General features: G+C 60.4%; 17 protein-coding genes. 8 read left to right on the forward strand and 9 right to left on the reverse strand.

From position 1 onward, the window contains the following. Both IGB42_RS19215 and IGB42_RS19220 read left to right on the forward strand, forming a co-directional pair. On the forward strand, positions 1-1060 hold a 1060-nt coding region (locus IGB42_RS19215; RefSeq protein ID WP_159674741.1), incomplete at its 5' end, for a thioesterase domain-containing protein. Between the two features lie 68 nt (positions 1061-1128). After that, the gene (locus IGB42_RS19220) at positions 1129-1350 is read left to right on the forward strand and encodes an MbtH family NRPS accessory protein (protein WP_159674743.1); all 222 of its coding nucleotides are present in this window, start codon (positions 1129-1131) and stop codon (positions 1348-1350) included. Positions 1351-1558: 208 nt separating this feature from the next. On the opposite strand, the gene IGB42_RS19225 is transcribed toward IGB42_RS19220, so the two are convergent. The 3 genes from IGB42_RS19225 to IGB42_RS19235 form a co-directional block, all read right to left on the reverse strand. Beyond that, positions 1559-1924 carry a hypothetical protein gene (locus IGB42_RS19225; RefSeq protein ID WP_159674745.1) on the reverse strand — a complete coding sequence of 122 codons (366 nt, stop codon included), beginning with the start codon at positions 1922-1924 and terminating at the stop codon, positions 1559-1561. Positions 1925-2266: 342 nt separating this feature from the next. Further along, positions 2267-2704 (reverse strand): response regulator, encoded by a 438-nt coding sequence (locus IGB42_RS19230; protein WP_255461538.1) that lies wholly within the window; start codon positions 2702-2704, stop codon positions 2267-2269. A gap of 96 nt (positions 2705-2800) precedes the next feature. Continuing rightward, complete coding sequence (locus IGB42_RS19235; protein WP_159674749.1) at positions 2801-3436, reverse strand: response regulator transcription factor; 636 nt, start codon at positions 3434-3436, stop codon at positions 2801-2803. A 296-nt stretch (positions 3437-3732) separates the two neighbouring features. Here IGB42_RS19235 and IGB42_RS19240 point away from each other — a divergent pair, with 296 nt between their 5' ends. Beyond that, entirely contained in the window at positions 3733-5175 is a 1443-nt protein-coding gene (locus tag IGB42_RS19240) for a histidine kinase (RefSeq protein ID WP_159674751.1), read from the forward strand. A 25-nt stretch (positions 5176-5200) separates the two neighbouring features. Here the strand turns inward: IGB42_RS19240 and IGB42_RS19245 are convergent, their stop codons facing one another. Next, a complete protein-coding gene (locus IGB42_RS19245; protein WP_159674753.1) occupies positions 5201-5335 on the reverse strand; it encodes an entericidin A/B family lipoprotein in 135 nt (44 codons plus the stop codon). 339 nt (positions 5336-5674) lie between these two features. On the opposite strand from IGB42_RS19245, the gene IGB42_RS19250 reads away from it, so the two are divergent. From IGB42_RS19250 to IGB42_RS22585, 4 genes are all read left to right on the forward strand, one after another. Next, positions 5675-5935, forward strand: a complete 261-nt coding sequence (locus tag IGB42_RS19250) for a hypothetical protein (protein ID WP_159674755.1) — start codon at positions 5675-5677, stop codon at positions 5933-5935. Between the two features lie 187 nt (positions 5936-6122). Next, a complete protein-coding gene (gene ppk2, locus IGB42_RS19255; RefSeq protein ID WP_159674757.1) occupies positions 6123-7040 on the forward strand; it encodes a polyphosphate kinase 2 in 918 nt (305 codons plus the stop codon). Between the two features lie 139 nt (positions 7041-7179). Further along, on the forward strand, positions 7180-8817 hold the full coding sequence (locus IGB42_RS19260; RefSeq protein WP_159674759.1) for an inorganic phosphate transporter: 1638 nt from the start codon (positions 7180-7182) through the stop codon (positions 8815-8817). 351 nt (positions 8818-9168) lie between these two features. Continuing rightward, positions 9169-11670 (forward strand): carbohydrate-binding protein, encoded by a 2502-nt coding sequence (locus tag IGB42_RS22585; RefSeq protein WP_159674761.1) that lies wholly within the window; start codon positions 9169-9171, stop codon positions 11668-11670. A 298-nt stretch (positions 11671-11968) separates the two neighbouring features. Here the strand turns inward: IGB42_RS22585 and IGB42_RS19270 are convergent, their stop codons facing one another. From IGB42_RS19270 to IGB42_RS19290, 5 genes are all read right to left on the reverse strand, one after another. Then, on the reverse strand, positions 11969-13375 hold the full coding sequence (locus IGB42_RS19270; RefSeq protein ID WP_159674763.1) for a transglycosylase SLT domain-containing protein: 1407 nt from the start codon (positions 13373-13375) through the stop codon (positions 11969-11971). A 149-nt stretch (positions 13376-13524) separates the two neighbouring features. Beyond that, positions 13525-15837, reverse strand: a complete 2313-nt coding sequence (locus IGB42_RS19275) for a Tex family protein (RefSeq protein WP_159674765.1) — start codon at positions 15835-15837, stop codon at positions 13525-13527. Next, positions 15837-16724 (reverse strand): Asd/ArgC dimerization domain-containing protein, encoded by an 888-nt coding sequence (locus IGB42_RS19280; protein ID WP_159674767.1) that lies wholly within the window; start codon positions 16722-16724, stop codon positions 15837-15839. Before IGB42_RS19280 ends, IGB42_RS19275 begins: the two co-directional genes overlap by 1 nt. Positions 16725-16884: 160 nt before the next feature. Continuing rightward, complete coding sequence (locus tag IGB42_RS19285) at positions 16885-17658, reverse strand: ABC transporter substrate-binding protein (protein ID WP_159674783.1); 774 nt, start codon at positions 17656-17658, stop codon at positions 16885-16887. 54 nt (positions 17659-17712) lie between these two features. Continuing rightward, positions 17713-18633: a LysR family transcriptional regulator gene (locus IGB42_RS19290; protein WP_159674785.1), complete on the reverse strand. Its 921-nt coding sequence runs from the start codon at positions 18631-18633 to the stop codon at positions 17713-17715. A 156-nt stretch (positions 18634-18789) separates the two neighbouring features. On the opposite strand from IGB42_RS19290, the gene IGB42_RS19295 reads away from it, so the two are divergent. Beyond that, positions 18790-19896 (forward strand): aldo/keto reductase, encoded by a 1107-nt coding sequence (locus IGB42_RS19295; RefSeq protein WP_159674787.1) that lies wholly within the window; start codon positions 18790-18792, stop codon positions 19894-19896. Positions 19897-19941: the final 45 nt, after the last annotated feature.

Raw genomic sequence — 19941 nt, forward strand, 5'->3', positions numbered from 1 at the left:
CTCCCTCTCTGCCACCGTGCTGACGGTGCAAGTGCGGGCGCATTTCCAGTGCGATCTGAATGTACGCGCCGTGTTTGAAGCACCAACCATCGCTGCTTTTGCCAGCAAACTGGGCATCAAAGATGATGAAGTACCGGCGAGCCCCGCCCCATCGGAGCGAAACTGGGTGCTGGTGGAGGACAACCTGGCCAGGCTTGATTCACCTCATGTTGCTGCACACGATATCGTGCTGGTTCCCGGTGCCGGTGGCAGCGCGGAAGTGTTCAACGGTATTGCTCTGAGCTTGCCTGCCGGGCAGGCAAACGTCTTTGTATTGCATCACGACGGCATCGACAATGAAGCGGACCCGCTCGGTTGCTTTGTTGCCATGGCAGAGAAATATGCACCGCAAGTCTTGCGGCACAGCACGGGGCGCATCCTGTTGGCCGGGTATTGCGTAGGCGGCCTGATCGCTTTCGAAATGGCACAAGTGCTGCAGCGGCTGGGCGTTGCGGAATCGAGGCTGTGCTTTATCGATACCGCCATGGTGCCCGCGGACTACACCTTCCAGCCCTTTGATGAAGCCTATTTCAAGGGTGAGTTTTTCAAGGCGATCTGCGACACCTATTCGAGAGTGGGCGACGCTGTGAGCTCACATACTTTCGATGGCATGCCACTGGAAGAATGCGTGGCTTTCGCGGTCCGGCGGATGGATTTGCACGACCCCACCGAGCATGCCATCTGGCACGCCATATTGCGGCAACGCTACCTCGCCGAGAAATATCATGCGCTGGCTACACGCAAATACTGGATCGACCACCATGCAGATGGACGCAAGTTCGGGGAGCCCGCCGGAGGGGGGCGTGAGCCGTTTATGGCCAGAATTATCGAAAGCGATGAAATAGGCTGCATGAACAGCTGGGCCAATAGCTGCTTTGTCGGATCAGTCGTCGACCAGTTCGAGGGCAAGCATCTTGCGATACTGAAAAACCATGAATCGGACATTGCCAACGCGTTGTTTGAATTCATCAATACGCCAGAAATCAACGCGATGACGGAAACCGCCGAATACGACAGTTGAAGCAGTAATCATGACCAAACGCCGCATGCCGATGCGGCTTTTCGATGACCAACGAAAAGGAAACAACGATGACTGACGAAAATATACAAGAGAGCATGCTTTATTACGTAGTGATCAATGCTGAAGAGCAATACTCGATTTGGCCTGAAAATCAGGCCATGCCAGCAGGCTGGCTGGCACAAGGTGATCCGGATTCAAAAACCGCCTGCCTGGCTTTCATCAAAACGGCCTGGACTGATATGCGCCCGCTTGGGCTGAGGAAACAGATGGCCGCAGACCCTCTGCGATAAAGTCACGGCAATCGTGCACATTGCCGGTCGCGGATGGCGGCGCATCTGGCTACCTGCGGCAGCGTGCAATCGAATGGAACGTGGCCACGTAAACGCGGCGGTTCGATATGCGCGAGTGTTTCGCTGTGCAGCTGATGCAGCGGGCAAGGAGCGGTGTTCCCCAAGTTTCACGCCCCTGCCAGGCGCTTTCCCAGGCGGCTCTGAGCGATCACCTCTTGCGCACGGGTTTTTCTATGCCTTCCGTTGGCAGATGCCCTGCATCCAGATCCAGCGGCACTTCGCGACTGTTCGCGCCGCAGGGTACATCCTGATAAACCACACGGTTCTTTTCGTCCACGCATTTACGCAGGTTGGGGTCGACATTGGAGCGTACATCCATGGCAGGTTCTGCCCCCGAGGCATTGGCCGGCTTGGGCGGGCTTGATACACCTGTCACGGCAGAGGTAGCCGGCAAGGTTGTCGGCTCTGCGGCCAGCGGCGGGCCATCGCCATCATCATCGACAAGGCTTCTGGCCGCATAACCGCCGACGCCAACCAGAACCACCAAGACGAGTGCAATCACGCTGCGTTGCATTGAACATCCAGATTTGGGCTGAAGCAGAAAAATAGCAGATTTGCTGCACTGTACGTATGCAGCATTTCACGATTGTGTTTGTGCCTGTATTGCAGCAAGCCAGCTCCGACAGCTACTGGCATTGTCATCGCGACGCCGACGTACGCGTCGTTCCGCGTCATTGCGGCGGCCGAAACGCGGATCGGCCCAATGCAGGAGGAAAAGACGGGCAGATGCATTAATACCGGGTCATTGCCGGCAGTCCGGAACAACACCCCCAACCCCGGACAGCCGTGCAGCCGGCCAGCAGCAGATGGCGTGCCAGGCGCAGCATGCGGCTTCAAGCAACCTGCAATGCGTGTCTCAACCCGATGCGATATTGAGCAGGCGCTGCGCTTCTTTTTCGATGGCGTTCACCGCATCGTCAAAGTGCATGGATTTATCGAAGAAATGCTCGATGCCCAGCTGGCGCGCACGCTTTTCGTACAGCGGAAAAGCATGGTTGGTCAGTACGACGCGGAATGGCGGATTATCGCTCTGGGTATTGGCGATATGGGCCAATACTTCGAAGCCGGTGCCTTCCTCCAGCTCCAGATCGATGACCGCCAGATCAAAGTGCCGGGTTTGCAATGCCACTATCGCCTGCTGCGCGGTTGCGGCGGCGCTGCGCAAGGCGACGATGCCGGAGGCACTGAATGCTTCGATCAGCGCTTCGCGGATCAAGGGTGAATCTTCTACCAGCAGAAGGTCTACCTGCGACCGGGCGTTTGTATCTGTATGTGTGTCTTTTTGAGTATCCACAATTGTCTTCTTGGGTCGCTACCGTGGACGGAATCCCGGATTGACGATCAACCTGTGATCGGGAACTGCTGTAATCGAACAAAACCCCGGAACAGCTCAGTTGATCAATTCGTTCTTGATTGCGTAGTAGGTCAGATCCGCGTTGGTTCTCAGGTTCATTTTTTCCAGCACCCGGGCACGGTAGGTACTGATGGTCTTCACGCTCAGGAACAGCTCGTTGGCAATCTGCGTGGGCGATTTGCCGCTGGCCAGCTTGTAAAACACCTGGAATTCACGTTCGGACAGCATTTCATGCATGCGTTTGTCGCTGGGCTTGGTCAGCTCGCGCGCCAGCAGATCGGCCAGCTCTACCGACAGGTAGCGGCGCCCATTGCAAATGGTACGGATCGCCTTGACGATCTCGTCCGGGCCGGAATCCTTGGACAGGTAACCGCGGCAGCCCGAGCGGATCAGATTGAGCGCGTATTGTTCTTCCGAATAGCCGCTCAGGATCAGCACGGCCAGCTCGGGCCGGATGCGCTGCAGGTCACGCAGTGTATCCACGCCGTTTTTGCCGGGCATGGAGATATCCAGGATGACCACATCAAAATCCTGCTTGCGAACGAGTTCCAGCGCTTCCATACCGGTCGCCGCCTCACCGGTTACCGCAAGGTCGTCTTCCAGTTCTATCAGGGAGCGCAAACCGGAGCGAACGATACTATGGTCGTCCACTAGCAAAATGCGTTTCTTCATTGCATGATTCCAACGAGTAAAAAGATAAGCGTCTGCATCATGGTGCAAGGGCCGGCTTTGCAGCCTGACTTGCATTTGGTTCACACCAGGCGTGCCGGTGTTATGTGTCCTACACATGGGGCAGCGTATTTGCGCCTTGGCACTACTCTAACGGCACCTCAGGCCATGGCCTATCCCGCCACTGCTGAAGGTTATGTAGGAATAATCTCACACATCAACAAGGCATCACTGCCAGAAGAAATGAGGCCAGTCCTTTACACTGTGATGTCACTAAAGTCTTGGGCAGGAGCATCTCAATGCTGAAAGCAGCAGCCGTGGTTCGGAAACTGCTCGAAACACTCCAGTCAATCGGTCGCAAAGGCCAGGTCCGTCTGGCCTTGTGCGTGGTCGCCATCATTGTCGCCGCCACGCTGGCAGACAGCTGGCTGCAGCTTGCACTGAAAGAAAACGTCAAGATCCTCGCTGCACGCGAACGCATTATCGCACTGCACGAATTGAATCTGTCGCTGGTTATTGCCGAATCGGCGGAGCGCGGTTTCCTGATCAATGCCAATGATCGCTACCTGCGGGTTTATGATCAGGCTGTAGGACATGCGCGCAACCAGTTGGGCACGCTGGAAGACAAATATCGCGCGCAAGCGGCATTGCCCGATGCGCCTGAAGGGCGTGCCACGCAGGTGCAGATGCTCTCGACGCAAACCAACCGGAAGCTCACCGAGCTTGACCTGTCGCTGGGCTTTGCACGTCGCGGGGATTTCGCCCGTGCACGCGAGACTGTCGGTGCAGAGGCCGATTTCCAGCAATCGCAGCAACTGATCCGCGATATCCAGTCACTCATCAATATCGAAACGATCGAACTGGCGCAATTGCGCAGTCAGCGCCTCACCATGATCACCATCCTGCGCGTGGCCATTTTTCTGGGCTGGATGATGGTACTGGCGGTCAGCATCTGGGTACTGCTGTGGATGTCGGGCGAGATCGAATCGGGCAACCGCAATGCCAACCGGCTGTCCGAGCGCCAGGAAGAACTGGATGCGCTGGTGCAGGAGCGCACGGAACAACTGGAAAACCTGTCGCTCGAATACCAGGCCAGCGTGGAAAGCGACCGCGCCACGCTGGCGCGCGAGCTGCATGACGAACTGGGCTCCATCCTGACCGCCACCAAAATGGATATCTCCTGGATACAGCGCCAGCTCAAGGAGGTGCAGCCCGCCATCACCGAAAAACTGCAGCGCATGCTGCGCAACCTGGATCAGGGCATCCAGTTCAAGCGGCGCGTGGTGCAGGATCTGCACCCTACCCTGCTGACCACTTTCGGGCTGATTCCGTCCTTGCGCTCGCTGATCGAGGAAGCGGCGCAGCGCAACCAGTGGACACTGAACCTGGTATTGCCGGAAGACAGCGTGGACGCGGGCGAAGTACTGAACCTGATCTGTTACCGCATCGTGCAGGAATCGCTGAACAATTCCACCAAGTACGCCCGGGCAGCGGAGGTCAGCGTCAGCTTGCTGATCGACGATGAGCACATCAAGCTGGATATCGAAGACAACGGTGTCGGCGTTGACCTGTCCACGCTGACCGGAGAATCACACGGGCTGCGCGGTATCCGGCAACGCGTGATGGCCACTGGTGGCCGGCTGGATATCCAGAGCGAACCGGGCAATGGCTTCCATACTTCCGTACTGCTGCCGCTCAAGGCGCGCCACCGCAAAAAAACAGCACCTTTCGGTGCTGTCTAGGGGAAGGCGGTAGAAGGCGCGAGGTTTACTTCGACTTGTCTGCCGCGTCTTCGAGTTTTTCTCCGCCCTTCTGGATATCCTGGCCAGCACCCTTGACGGTGTTGCAGGCGGCCAGCGAGGAAGCGATCAGCAGCATGGCAAGCGCGATGAAGCGTTTCATGGTCATTCTCCTTTGCAATCAGTTGTGCAGTTTGTGCAGGGCAGCGGTCAGACCACTGCCTTGAGATTGACTGTACTGATCGCGGTGTCATTGCGCTGTCATCAGCAGCACCCTCATCGGGTCAGACTAGGCTGACAAACGCATTTATCAGTATTCGTCCTACGCCGGCTCGCGTTTTTCACTGGTACGGCAAAATTCACGCCCCGCTTATCCTGACAGCATATTGATCCATGGCGTTTGCCCGGCGGCAAGCGGATGAAACAAGGAGAGCGCACCATGCAAACCAGCAAAACCCAATCCCGACTGACTATGCGGGCCGCCCGTGCAATGGCTGTGTTGTTGGCCAGAACCAGCTTGTGCGCCGATTGCGCGGCACTGCTGAAAACGCCCGGTGCAGCACGTGTGCCCGGCCACTTGAAACTGCAGGGGCCGGAGCATCAGGAAGCCGGTATCTCCTACCGTCACTACCAGTGCGAAACATGCAACCGCAAGTGGTCGCAAGGCAGCGATTCGCTGAAGGGGGCATATCGATGGACATTGCAGGCACTGCCGAACAAGCACCTGGCATCGTATAACCGTCTGCCAGCCATGGTCAGCTAAAGCCCCTGGCTTTGCGCTGATCGACCGGATGCCCTGCACCATGCAGGGCATCGTCATTTCCACCCTGGCTGCAGGAAATAATCAACGACAGCAGCTGCCATTGCCCACGTTCATCTGCGTGTGTTCACGAGATTGCCACGATCCACGCCTAGCATACCCAGCGATAGTCTGCCCCTGAGGATATGCAATGAACTCGAATAACGAAGAACTGGTCCGGCGCATTCACCGCGATCTGGCTGATCACTACGACGAAGAGCTGGAACTCGAGCTGGAAGACAGCGCTATCGACACCCTGTTCGGACATGAAGTGACAGACGGGCTCGACGAGGAGCAAGTACAGCGCCGCCGCTATTTCCACGAGCTGTTCCGCCTGCAGGGCGAGCTCGTCAAGCTGCAGAGCTGGGTACAGCAGACCGGCCACAAGGTTGTGATCATTTTTGAAGGGCGCGATGCGGCCGGCAAAGGTGGCGTGATCAAGCGCATCACCCAGCGGCTGAACCCGCGTGTGTGCCGCGTAGCCGCGCTACCCGCACCGAATGATCGCGAGCGCACGCAGTGGTACTTCCAGCGTTATGTGTCGCACCTGCCGGCAGCAGGCGAAATCGTGCTTTTCGACCGCAGCTGGTACAACCGTGCCGGCGTGGAAAGGGTGATGGGTTTCTGTACCGACGACCAGTACGAAGAGTTTTTCCGTACCGTACCGGAATTTGAAAAGATGCTGGTCCGCTCCGGCATCCAGGTAATCAAGTACTGGTTCTCCATCTCCGACGAGGAGCAACACCTGCGCTTCCTCGGCCGCATCCATGATCCGCTCAAGCAATGGAAGCTGAGCCCGATGGATCTTGAATCACGCCGCCGCTGGGAGGAATACACCAAGGCCAAGGAAACCATGCTGGAGCGCACGCATATCGAGGAAGCACCATGGTGGGTAGTGCAGGCGGTGGACAAGAAAAAAGCCCGCCTCAATTGTATCCATCACCTGCTGAGCCAGATGCCGTACGTGGAAACCGAACACTCCGCCATCGTGCTGCCGGAGCGTCAGCGCCACGACGATTACGTACGTCAGCCAGTGCCAGACAATATGGTGGTTCCGGAAGTATATTGAAGCACGCCCTGACCCACGCATCATCCGGTAAGCCGGCTGCCCGGTGGCGCGGCCGGCTTACTTGTTTTTGTCATGTGCAGGTAGAAAAGTTGTAACCCGGCAAGTCGATGATGCTGGCATCCCCTGCCGGAGTTTCCTCATGACAATTTCCTCACAAGCAGCAGCGCTACCTGCTTCTGCTGCCCCCCATGCCCCTGCCGCACCGGAATCCCGGCCGCATCTCGACCACAAGCCGGGACGACTGACCGCGCTGCTGTTCTTCGGCCTGATGCTTGCCGGGCTGATCTTCACCGCCTACAGCCTGATCAGCGATATGCACGATGCCGGTACGGTGATGACCACCTGGCTGCCATTCGGCCTGCTGGGGCTGGCTTTGCTGATCGCGCTGGGTTTCGAGTTCGTCAACGGTTTTCACGATACCGCCAATGCAGTCGCCACCGTCATCTACACGCATTCGCTGCCGCCCAATGCCGCAGTAATCCTGTCCGGCTGTTTCAACTTTCTCGGCGTGTTGCTGTCGAGCGGCGCTGTGGCCTTCGGCATCATTTCGCTGCTGCCGGTCGAGCTGATCCTGCAAGTGGGCTCTGGCTCGGGCTTTGCGATGGTGTTCGCATTGCTGATTGCCGCCATTGTCTGGAACCTGGGTACCTGGTGGCTGGGCTTGCCGGCATCGTCTTCACACACGCTGATCGGCTCCATCATCGGTGTGGGTATCGCCAATGCGCTGATGCATGGCCGTGACGGCACCAGCGGTGTGGATTGGGCGCAGGCCACCAAGGTGGGCTATTCGCTGCTGCTGTCGCCGCTGGTAGGCTTCGGTTGTGCCGCACTGCTGCTTCTGTTGCTGCGTGCCATCGTCAAGAATCCCAAGCTGTACAGCGAACCCAAGGGCAAGGCACCGCCGCCGTGGTGGATCCGCGGCCTGCTGATCCTGACCTGCAGCGGCGTATCGTTTGCACATGGCTCCAATGACGGCCAGAAAGGCATGGGCCTGATCATGCTGATCCTGGTCGGTACATTGCCGATGGCCTATGCGCTGAACCGCGCCATGCCGGCAGACCAGGTGGCGCAGTTTGTTGCGGTTGCCCAGGTAACCCGCCAGGAGCTCGTCAAGATCGCTCCGGCCGCCGCGCCTGCTGATGCCCGCAAGACGCTATCCGACTATGTGCGTACCAAGGAAGCCGGCACCGACCTGCTGCCGGCACTGGCACAGGTGACCGGCGAGATCGGCACGCAGGTGAAGGCCAATGGCACGCTGGCACAGGTGCCGGCCGCTGCGGTGGGCAACGTGCGCAATGACATGTACCTCACTTCCGAAGCCATCCGCCTGATCGAGAAAAACGACGTCGGCCATCTGGATGCGGATGCCAAGACCAACCTGAAGGAATTCAAGAAACAGATCGACAGTGCCACCCGCTTCATTCCGCTGTGGGTGAAGATTGCAGTCGCGATTGCACTGGGCCTGGGCACCATGGTGGGCTGGAAGCGCATCGTGGTGACCGTGGGCGAGAAAATCGGCAAGACCCACCTGACTTATGCACAAGGCGCATCCGCCGAAGTGGTGGCGATGCTGACTATCGGCGCGGCGGACATGTATGGCCTGCCGGTTTCCACCACCCACGTGCTGTCGTCAGGCGTGGCCGGTACCATGGCAGCCAACAAGTCAGGCTTGCAATGGTCCACCATCCGCAGCCTGCTGATGGCTTGGGTGCTGACGCTGCCTTCGGCCATCCTGCTGTCCGGCTCGCTGTACTGGTTGTTCTCGCACCTGACCTGATGCGAGCGCGGACCTGACTGCAATGCGCTGGCTGCGGCCTGCGCAGCAAGCGGTGCCTGTTTCAGGCATCGCTTTTTTGTCAGCAAAAATGAAAGCGCTTTCTTTTTCACGGGAGCGCGACAGCTAGGCTGACGGGCCTGCCACAACGTACCGCATCAGCCGTTGTAACTGCCATCAGGCTGTTTCACACATGGCATGCACCAAATTCGTACAGCATTCACCTTAGGGTGCATAGAAATCGATTGACTTGAATTTTTGAAAGCGCTTTCATATGCGCATTCCGGCAACGGCCAACCTCGGGCGATGAACCGGGATCAACCCAGAAACGCAAGCAAGGTGGATAGAAAAACCATGAAACCAACCCTGTTCAATTACGCGGCAGTCGCCGTACTGAGCGCTGTGCCGTTCAGTGCCTATGCGGCCAGCTGCGAAGCACCGTGGTCTGCCGATACGGTGTATGTGGCCGGCAACCGCGTCAGCTACAACGGCCACAGCTACGAAGCCAAATGGTGGACCCGCGGCGACAACCCCAGCCTGTCCGGCCAGTGGGATGTATGGAAAGACCTTGGCAGCTGCGGCACCACGGTGCCCACGCCGGTACCTACCCCGACGGCAGCGCCAACTGCTATCCCGACCCAAGTGCCGACCAAGGCCCCTACGCCGGTGCCAACCAAGGCGCCCACCGCAGTGCCGACTGCCGTACCGACCGCAACACCTACCGTGGCCCCTACACCGGCGAGTGGCGCATATGGCGCGCAGGCCAGCGCCAGCTCGGTTGCTTTCTACGTGAACAACGCGGCATGGGCGGATCTGCATTACACGGTGAATGGCGTGAATCAGCAGAACGTGCGCATGACAGTCAGCGGCAACAACAATACCTATACTGTCAGCGGGCTCAAATCCGGCGATGTGGTCAGGTATTTCTTCACCATCGCGCAGGGTAGCGGCGCCACCGATACCGCCTGGCAGCAGCTGACCATAGGCAGCAGCGTCACCCAGGCCCCGACTGCCACACCCAAACCCACGGTGACCCCGACGGTGAAGCCAACGACCAATCCCACGGTAACACCTACCGTGACCCCCAGGCCCAGCGTAACGCCGACACCCACGCTGCAGCCAACCTCCGTACCGACGGCCACGCCGACCGTCACCCCGACACCGACCAAGGTACCGACGCCCACGCCGCTACCGGGTGCCGCACCCGACTTCGGCCCGAACGTGTACATCTTCGATCCGAGCACACCACCCAACGTCATCCAGGACAAGCTCAACGCTACCTTCGATGCGCAGGTCACCAACCAGTTCGGCAATGCGCGCTATGCGTTCATGTTCAAGCCGGGCTCGTACAACGTGGATGCCAACCTGGGTTTCTACACGCAGGTGCTGGGCCTGGGTAAATCGCCCGATGACGTGACACTGATCGGTGCAGTGCGTGTTGAAGCCTACTGGCTGCCTGACGAGAACGCCACGCAGAACTTCTGGCGCTCGGCGGAAAACCTCGCGGTGATCCCGACTGCTGCTGGCGCACTCAACCGCTATGCGGTATCGCAGGCATCGCCTTTCCGCCGCATGCACATCAAGGGCAACATGACGTTGTGCTCGCCGTATTGCGGCTGGTCCAGCGGCGGCTTCATTTCCGATAGCGTGATCGATGGCGAAATCAGCTCCGGCTCGCAACAGCAATGGCTGTCCCGCAACTCGCAATATGGCAAGTGGGTGGGTGGCGTATGGAATATGGTGTTCGTCGGCGTGAACGGTGCGCCAGCCGCATCGTGGCCAACCCCGCCATATACCGTGGTCGATCAGACCCCGGTCGTGCGCGAGAAGCCGTTCCTGACCATCGATACTGCTGGCAAGTACAGCGTGTTCGTGCCGGCATTGAGCCACAATAGCCAGGGCACCACGTGGTTCAACAAGACACCGCAGGGTGAAACGCTGCCGATCGACCAGTTCTACATTGCCAAGGAAGGCGTCGACAACGCCGCCACCATCAATGCAGCGCTGGCCTCCGGCAAGAACCTGCTGCTGACCCCCGGTGTCTATCACCTGAACCAGCCGCTGAAGGTGGCACGTACCAACACAGTGGTGCTGGGCCTGGGCATTGCCACGCTGGTGACCGACAACGGCAGCAAGGCCATCGAAGTGGCTGACGTGGACGGCGTGAAGATCGCCGGCTTGCTGATCGACGCCGGCCCGGTCAATTCGCCGGTATTGATGGAAGTGGGGCCCAAGGGCGCAAGCACCGCCAACCATGCGGCCAACCCGACCTCGCTGCACGACATCTTCTTCCGTGTCGGTGGTGCCGGTGTCGGCCGTGCTTCGGTCAACCTCGAAATCAACAGCAACAACGTGATCGGGGACAACTTCTGGGTATGGCGTGGTGACCACGGTGACGGCATCGGCTGGAACACCAATACGTCGGATTATGGCGTGATCGTCAACGGCAACGATGTCACCGTGTATGGCCTGGCAGTCGAGCATTACCAGAAATACCAGACCATCTGGAACGGCAATGGTGGCCGCGTGTATTTCTACCAGAGCGAAGCGCCGTACGAAGTGGCCGCGCAAAGCGACTGGATGAATGGCAGCAGCAACGGCTATGCATCGTACAAGGTGGCCGATGGCGTGCAGACGCACGAAGCCTGGGGCGTGGGGGTGTACTGCTTCTTCAACACCAACAATGCCATCAAGCTCACCAACGGCATCGAAGCCCCCAACCGCAGCGGCGTGAAGTTCCATCACCTCACCAGCGTATCGCTCGGTGGCGTGGGTGAAATCACCCACATCATCAACAACATCGGCGCCACGGCGGACAGCAACACCTTCGTCACCACGCTGGATCAGTACCCATAAGCAGCTTGCCGGCCTGCGGGCCGGCATCCTGCGATGGTTTGCTGCATGCAAAAGACCAGCCACTTGGCTGGTCTTTTTCTTTGTCGGAAGGCGTTGGCTGTCGGGACAGTCGATTATTGCCGTTCATCAATCAGCAACTGACCGGCTCAACTTGCCACGCTGCCTTCGCTTGAAGCTGACAACAAAACCCATCTGGCAGCTTTGGTGCGGATACGCCCTGCCACTATTTCGCCGGCCGCACCTCGCCGGCCGCACCCAAGCAGCAACATTGCAGCAGGCTTTTGTCTGTCAGCAGTGTTTATTGCTTGCGCGCATCTGCTGCCGATGCAGCGGTTTTTCCGGCTTTCTTCTGGTACGCAAAGTAATAGCGGCTGACCGTGCTCACGTAATCGATCAGCCTGGGCCCCACGCTCTTGCGCGCCACCTGGGCCACGTTGTTTTCCCAGCGGTTCGGGTCCAGCCCTTCTTTTGCCGCCTGCTTGCGCAACTGCTGTACGCGCCCCTCGCCGGCGTTGTAGGCCGCCAGCATGAAGAACAGCTGGTCGCTATCGCTGATGGCCGGGCTTTCGTACATCTCGCGCAGGTGGGCAAGATAGCGGCCTGCTGCGGTGATGTTACCTTCGTTGCCGTGCGGGTCACTCACGCCCATATTGCGCGCGGTTTGCGGGTTCACCTGCATCACGCCGGTGGGCCCGCCATTCTTGCGGATGATGGGGCTAAGCTTGGTTTCGCGCTGGCCGATCGCCGCCAGCAACAGCCAGTCGAGATTGTTGGCCTTGGCAACCAGCTGGAATACCGGCGCAAAGAACGCCAGCTTGTCGAGCGGATCGACCGGCGCCAGCAGCGGCGCACTGGCATCCGGCGACAGATAGCGTTGCGTGAGCTGTGCGGCGGTAGTGGCGATTTTGCCGCCCTGCTTGCTGATGAAGCGGTCTATTGCATCCCGCAGCACCGGCTGGCCTTGCGATACCGCCCATGCCACCGCCACGGTCTGCTCCACGCACGGCCCCACCTGCAGCTTGCCCAAGCGCTTGGCCCACAGATCGACCACGTAGCGGCTGGCCAGCGTAGGCTTGGCCTCGACATCCGCTGCATTCAATGCGCTCAGCAATTTCTCGCTGGTGCTGCCATACGGCGCATCCAGCGCGGTCTTGCCGTTTTCTTCCAGCAGGTATTTGCCAAAGCTGCCGGGTGGCAAGGCCAGGGTATCGAGCAGGTCATCGCGCTGTGGCATGCCGCGTGCCTGCACCGCACACCAGCGGTCCTGCAGATAGGGCTGGCTGAAATCGACCAGACTGCGGGCGGCATCCGTCACCGGTATCAGGCCGGCAGCCAGGTCGCCATCACCTCGCTTGAGCAAGGGAATCAGCTCACCGGCATCGACCGGGATGAACTGCAGCTTGACGGCTGCTGCCCCCTTGGCTTTCTGCTGGTTCAGATATTTTTCCAGCGCCAGCAGCATCGCGTATTCCACGCCATGCGGGCGGCCATCCTGCAGGAAATACGTGGATGCCCCTTCCGCCACCAATACGCGCAGTGTTGCCGGCGGGTGCTCGGCATCGAAGGTGCTGCTGCCCAGGTCTTCCGCCTGCGCGACCGTGGCGGGCTCGCTGGCTGCAGTGGCTTTGGCAGCCGCTATGGGCTTTTTCGCAACAGCGTTTGCGCGCTTGCTGGTGGCTTTGGCAGCCCAGGCAGGATGGGCCACGGCACAGGCCATAAGCAAGCCCATGAAAACCAAGCCAATTTCTGATTTTGTCAGATTCATCCGCACATTGTAGTGGCATGCCCGCTTCCGGGCGAGTCACCCTGTTGCCGATGTGGTCAACAGGGTGACTGATGCACTGATGACAGTGGTCAGCGCTTGAGCTTGAGCCCAGCCAGCGCGTTGGCCATCGCGCCCTGCGGTTCTGGCTGGCGCTGCACTGCCGCCTGCTGCTTGCGGCTGGCCGGCACGTGCGCGCCGTCACTGGCGGCGCCGTGATCGCGTGCGCTGTCGGTCAGGCGCATGGTCAGCGCAATGCGCTTGCGCTTGATATCCACTTCCAGCACTTTCACCTTCACCACATCGCCGGCCTTGACGACCTCGCGCGGGTCTTTGACAAAGCGGTTGGACAGCGCCGAGATATGCACCAGGCCATCCTGATGCACGCCGATATCCACAAAAGCGCCGAAGTTGGTGACGTTGGTCACCACGCCTTCCAGTACCATGTCCAGCTGCAGGTCTTTCAGGTCTTCCACGCCATCGGCAAAGCTGGCGGTCTTGAATTCCGGGCGCGGGTCGCGGCCCGGCTTTTCCAGTTCGCTCAGGATGTCTTTAACCGTCGGCACGCCAAAGCGGTCGTCGGTGAACTCGGCTGCGTTCAGTGTTTTCAGGAAGGCCACGTCGCCAATCAGCGCTTTCACATCCTTGCGCACCTTGGCAATGATCTTCTCCACCACCGGGTAGGCTTCCGGGTGCACGCTGGATGCATCCAGCGGGTTGCTGCCCGTCATCACGCGCAAGAAGCCGGCGGCAAGCTCGAACGTCTTGTCGCCCAGGCGTGGCACCTTCAGCAGCGCGGCGCGGCTGGCGAATGCGCCATTGTTGTCTCGGTACTGCACGATGTTGTTGGCCAGCGTCGACGTCAGGCCGGATACGCGTGCCAGCAGCGCGGCTGATGCGGTATTCACATCCACGCCCACTGCGTTCACACAGTCTTCCACCACCGCATCGAGCGAGCGGGCCAGCTCGCTCTGGTTCACATCATGCTGGTACTGGCCCACGCCGATCGATTTGGGGTCGATCTTCACCAGTTCGGCCAGCGGGTCCTGCAGGCGACGGGCAATCGATACCGCACCACGCAGGCTTACATCCAGCTCGGGGAATTCACGCGCGGCCAGCTCGGAAGCCGAATACACCGATGCGCCCGCTTCGGATACCACCAGTTTGGTCAACTTGAGTTCGCTGTACTTCTGCATCAGCTCGGCGGCCAGCTTGTCGGTTTCGCGGCTGGCGGTACCGTTGCCGATGGCGATCAGTTCCACCTTGTGCTTTGCGCACAGCGCCGCCAGCACAGCAATGGCGCCGTGCCAGTCATCGCGCGGCGCATGCGGGTAGATGGTGGCGGTATCCACCAGCTTGCCGGTGGCATCGACCACCGCCACCTTGACGCCGGTACGCAGGCCCGGGTCCAGCCCCAGCGTGGCACGTGGGCCAGCCGGTGCAGCCAGCAGCAGATCCTTGAGGTTGCTGGCGAAGACCTTGATGGCATCGAGCTCGGCCTTTTCACGCAGGCCGCTTACCAGCTCGGTTTCCAGGCTGAGGAAAATCTTGGCGCGCCAGGTCAGGCGCACGGTATCAGCCAGCCATTTGTCGGCAGCACGACCCTGGTTATCGATGCCGTAGCGCTTGGCAATGCGCATTTCGCACACATTGGGGCCGGCAGGCTTGCTGGTGGCATCGAGCTCGTCCGGCAGCAGCAATGCCATACTGAGCACGCCTTCGCTGCGGCCACGCAGCACTGCCAGGATGCGGTGCGACGGCATCGCATGCAGCGGTTCATCGTATTCGAAGTAGTCGGAAAACTTGGCGCCCTCTTCGCGCTTGCCTTCGATCACGCCGGTTTTCACCACGGCATGCTTCGCGAGGTAATCACGCAGGCTGCCCAGCAGCTCGGCGTCTTCGCCAAACTGCTCCATCAGGATGGCGCGCGCGCCATCGAGGGCTGCCTTGGTATCGGCAATGTCCGCAGTGATGTAGCCGGCAGCGGTGGTTTCCGGGTTCAGCGTGGCGTCGGCCAGCAATGCATCGGCCAGCAGTTGCAGGCCGGCTTCGCGGGCGATCTGTGCGCGGGTGCGGCGCTTTTGCTTGTAGGGCAGGTACAGGTCTTCCAGCCGTTGCTTGTTGTCTGCATCCTGCAGCGCGGCGCGCAACTCGGGCGTCAGCTTGCCTTGTTCGTCGATATTGCTGATCACCGCCACGCGGCGCTCTTCCAGCTCGCGCAGGTAACGCAGCCGCTCTTCCAGGTTGCGCAACTGCGTATCGTCCAGCCCGCCGGTCACTTCCTTGCGGTAACGGGCAATGAAGGGCACGGTGGCGCCTTCATCCAGCAGTGCAATGGCGGCTTCGACCTGCGCGGCGCGTGCGGCAATCTCGATGGCAATGCGTTGCGAAATCGGCGGCAGCATCAGCGTGCCTCCAGCGCGGCTTGCAACGCAGCCAGCGTCAGCAATGCGGTCAGCTTGCTGTTGTCGACCACCGCCCAGGCGCTGGCGCTCAGGCCGTCGTCACTCACCGCCAAGTTGCTCACCCACACCTGATCACCGCCGATGGCATCCTGCGAGGAAGCCGTACCGCTCGGCAGCAGGTAGATGCCGCCGGTGTCCGTGAATGCGGTCGTCAGCGCATCTGCCGTGACTGGCGCGCCAAAACGCGCGGTGATGCTCAGGCTATGGCCATAGAACACCGGCACATGCGCCAGTTGCAGCGACAAGGGCACACCCAGTTTCTTGGCCAGTTTAGTGGCACTGGCGGCGGCTTTTTCCTGCGCAACGGGCACCACGTTGAACGCGATACGCTTGGCATAGGTGGTGCCCACTTCCACTGCCTGCTGGGCAAAAATCGCGCGCGTCTGCTCGGACAGCTTGTCGATGCCGGCCTGGCCTTCCTGCGATACTGCCAACAGCCCGGTACCCACGGCAAACTGCACGTCTCCGGCGGCCTTGAATGCGCCCAGCAGGCGTGCCAACAGCACATCGGTAACGGGGGGTACGGGTACTGCGCCGCGTTGTGGCTCGCCGCCACTGGCATCCACCACCTTGCAACCTGCTGCCAGCGCATCGGCAATCGCATCGGTATGCGCCAGGAAAATGGCCACGTCGGCCGTTTTCCAGTCGAAGTCAGCCAGTTCCAGCACCGGCCAGTCGTCGCCGCCGAAACTGACCAGCTCACCTTCGTCGTCACGGTCCAGCGGATAGAACGCGGCCAGCGGCAGCTTGAGTTCGGACAGGGTTTCGAGCAGGCCGGCGGCCGAGTTGCAGCCAACAACGGCCAGTTTGAGCAGCGGCATGGACATGGCGGTATTCCTGAAAAAGCAAAGGGCGGTATTGTACCGCCCTTACCCTGTCGTCGCCGTATGCTGTTTCCCTTGACGGCCGCCCGTCTGGCACTACGGCCAGCCTGGTGGCGCATCCGCAGCCCGTCGATCCCCTCGTCCGTTCATCTGCCCTTCAGGCTTACTCCACTTTCGGGCTTGCCGATGTGCCACCCAGTACTTGGCGGCGCGTGGTATCAATCAGCCGCGTCAGCTCGCCACTACGCTGCATGTCGCCCAGTGCCTTGTCGAAGGCAGCCACGATGGCCGGGGCATCAGCACGCTTGCGCGATATCACCACATGCAACGGTGCACTCCAGTACGCGCGATCCGGGCAGCTCAATTGCGCCTGCTCTGCAATGCTGAGCGTGCGCCGCATCAGGTACGGCCCCACTTCGGCATCGATGGGGAACAGGTCGATCCGCCCGCTCAGCAGCTTGCGCAGGTTGGCTTCGTCGCTGGGCGCCGCATCGGTCTTGAGCTTGCCGGATTGCACCAGCAGGTCGAAAGAATCCGAATAATAATTGCCCAGCGTCAGCCCGATCTTGTACGGCGCCAGATCGGGCAAGGTGCGCCATGCGTATTCACGGCCCTTCTTCTGGCAAAACACCATGCGCAATGACATCACCGGCGCGGTGTAGTACAGGTCTTTCTCGCGCTCCGGTGTCCTGGCCCAGCCGAAACTGCCATCGGCAAGGCCGCGACGCGGTGCTTCGATCGCGCGGTTGTTGGGTACTGCTTCCAGCCGGGCTTCGTAACCCGCCCGCTCGAACACGGCCACCACCGCGGCGGTCAGCAAGCCCTTGCCCGGCAATTGCTCGCCCATGAAGGGTGGATAGTCCTGCAGCGTGAGCACCACGGGGGAAGCGCGGGCCATGCCCGCAAAAAACAGCAGCAACAGCAACAACGGTTTCATTTGATCACCAGCAGGCCAGCCCTGATGATTTATCGTAAGGACAAATCGGCGCGTCTACCGGGAAAGTGCTGCGGATTCCGCATCAACGGACATTTCCGCCTTCCAGTAGTCGATCAGGCAGCGCAGCTTGGGCGGCATCTGCCTGCGGCTGGCGTAGTAAAGATAAAAACCGAACCACACCGGGCATGCTTCCGGCAACACGCTGACGAGTTCGCCGCTGGCGAGGGCCGATGCCACAAAGCGCTCGAAGGTATAGGCAAGGCCTGCGCCGCCAGCAGCGGCAAATGCCATGAAATTGCCATCGTTCACCGTCAGCGGGCCGTTGACCTCGATCTCGACCGGCTTGCCATCGCGCTGCAGCTCCCAACGGTAAACGGTGCCGCTGGCAAAGCGGTAGCAAATGCACGCGTGCTCGCGCAGGTCTTCTATCGCCCGTGGCGCAGGGTGCCGCGCCAGATACGCCGGGGATGCCACGATGACCACGCGTTCTTCTCGGGTCAGCGGTACGCCCACCATGTCGTTCTGTACCGATTCGCCCAGGCGGATGCCGGCATCGAATCCTTCAGCCACGATATCGACAAATTGATCATCAAAGCGTAGCTCCAGGCTGATTTGCGGATAGGCCTCGATAAAGCCGCCCAGGCGCGCCTGCACCAGCGGCGCGGCAATGCGCGGCAAGGTCAGGCGCAGCAAGCCGCCCGGCTGCGCCCGGTAGCCCTCCAGATCACTGGCCGCCTGCGCCAGATCCGCCACGGCCGGTGCCACGCGCCCCAGGTAGCGCTCACCTGCTTCGGTCAGGCTGACACTGCGCGTGGTGCGCTGCAGTAGTCGCACGCCCAGCCGCTCTTCCAGCGCCTTGACGGCCTGGCTGACCGCGGGCGGGCTCACCTGCAGCAGCGCTGCGGCGGCAGTGAAACTGCGCTTTTGCGCCACGGTGACGAACGCCAGCAGGCCATCGAGTTGATCCAGCTTCATTACAAAGCCCTGCTTAATACTTTGAAAACAATATCCGGGTTTTTCTAACAATCCGCAGCAATTATTCTGCAGCTGTGTCCACCGCGCGACGTTGCAAGCGGTGGCGAGCCGGTCACTGATCAGCAGCCCGGCAACCCGACGAGCGGAGAAATCATCATGTCGAATCAACACTATTACACGCTGGGCCGCAGCGGTCTGCGCGTCAGCCGCCTATCGCTGGGCGCCATGACCTTCGGTACCGAATGGGGCTGGGGCGCGGACAAGGCGGCAGCGCAGCGGCTGTTCGATGCCTACCTGGATGCCGGCGGCAATTTCATCGATACCGCCGATGTGTACACCGGTGGCACCAGCGAACAATGGCTGGGCGAATTCATAGCCGCGCGGCAGGCGCGCGATCAGGTAGTACTGGCCAGCAAGTTCACCTTCAATCTGGGGCCTGCGGCCAATCCCAATGCCGGGGGCAATGGCCGCAAGAACATCCTGCGTGCGGTCGATGACTCGCTGCGGCGCTTGGGCACCGATTACCTCGACCTCTATTATTTGCACGCATGGGACATGCTCACCCCAGTAGAGGAAGTGATGCGTACGCTGGATGATCTGGTGCGTGCCGGCAAGATCCGCCATATCGGCCTCTCCGACGTGCCGGCCTGGTACGCCGCCCGTGCGCAAACGCTGGCCGAATGGCGCGGCTGGGAACCGGTAACAGCGCTGCAGCTGCAATATTCATTGGCCGAACGCAATCTGGAGCACGAGTTCACGCCGCTGGCGACCGAGCTGGGCATGGGCATTACCGCGTGGAGCCCGCTGGCAAGCGGTTTGCTGTCCGGCAAGTACCGCTCTGATGGCAGCGGCGCTGGCCGGCTGGAGGCGATGCGTGACAGCCCTAATCCGGTGTTCCAGAAGTTCAACGAGCGTAACTGGGCCATCGTGGCAGAGCTGGAACGTGTAGCCCGCGAAATCGATCAGCCCATGGCCGCGGTAGCGCTGAACTGGGTGGCCAACCGGCCGGGCGTGGGCAGCGTGATCATCGGCGCCAGCCAGCCCGATCAGCTCGAAGGCAACCTGCGTGCGCTCGATTTCACGCTGCCCGCCGAACTTGCCGCACGGCTGGATGCAGCAAGCGCGCCGGAAACCCCTTTCCCCTATTTCTTCTTCACCAACAATATGCAGGGCATGATGTATGGCGGCGCCAGCGTGGGCAACAAGCAGCCGGGCTATATCCGGCCGGTTCTGGTCAGCGGCAGCGGCGCTGGCGTGAGCTGATTCCCCGGCCCGCATGCAATGAAAAACGGAGGCCACGGCCTCCGT

Source organism: Andreprevotia sp. IGB-42 (assembly GCF_009848685.1).
Taxonomy (GTDB): domain Bacteria; phylum Pseudomonadota; class Gammaproteobacteria; order Burkholderiales; family Chitinibacteraceae; genus Andreprevotia.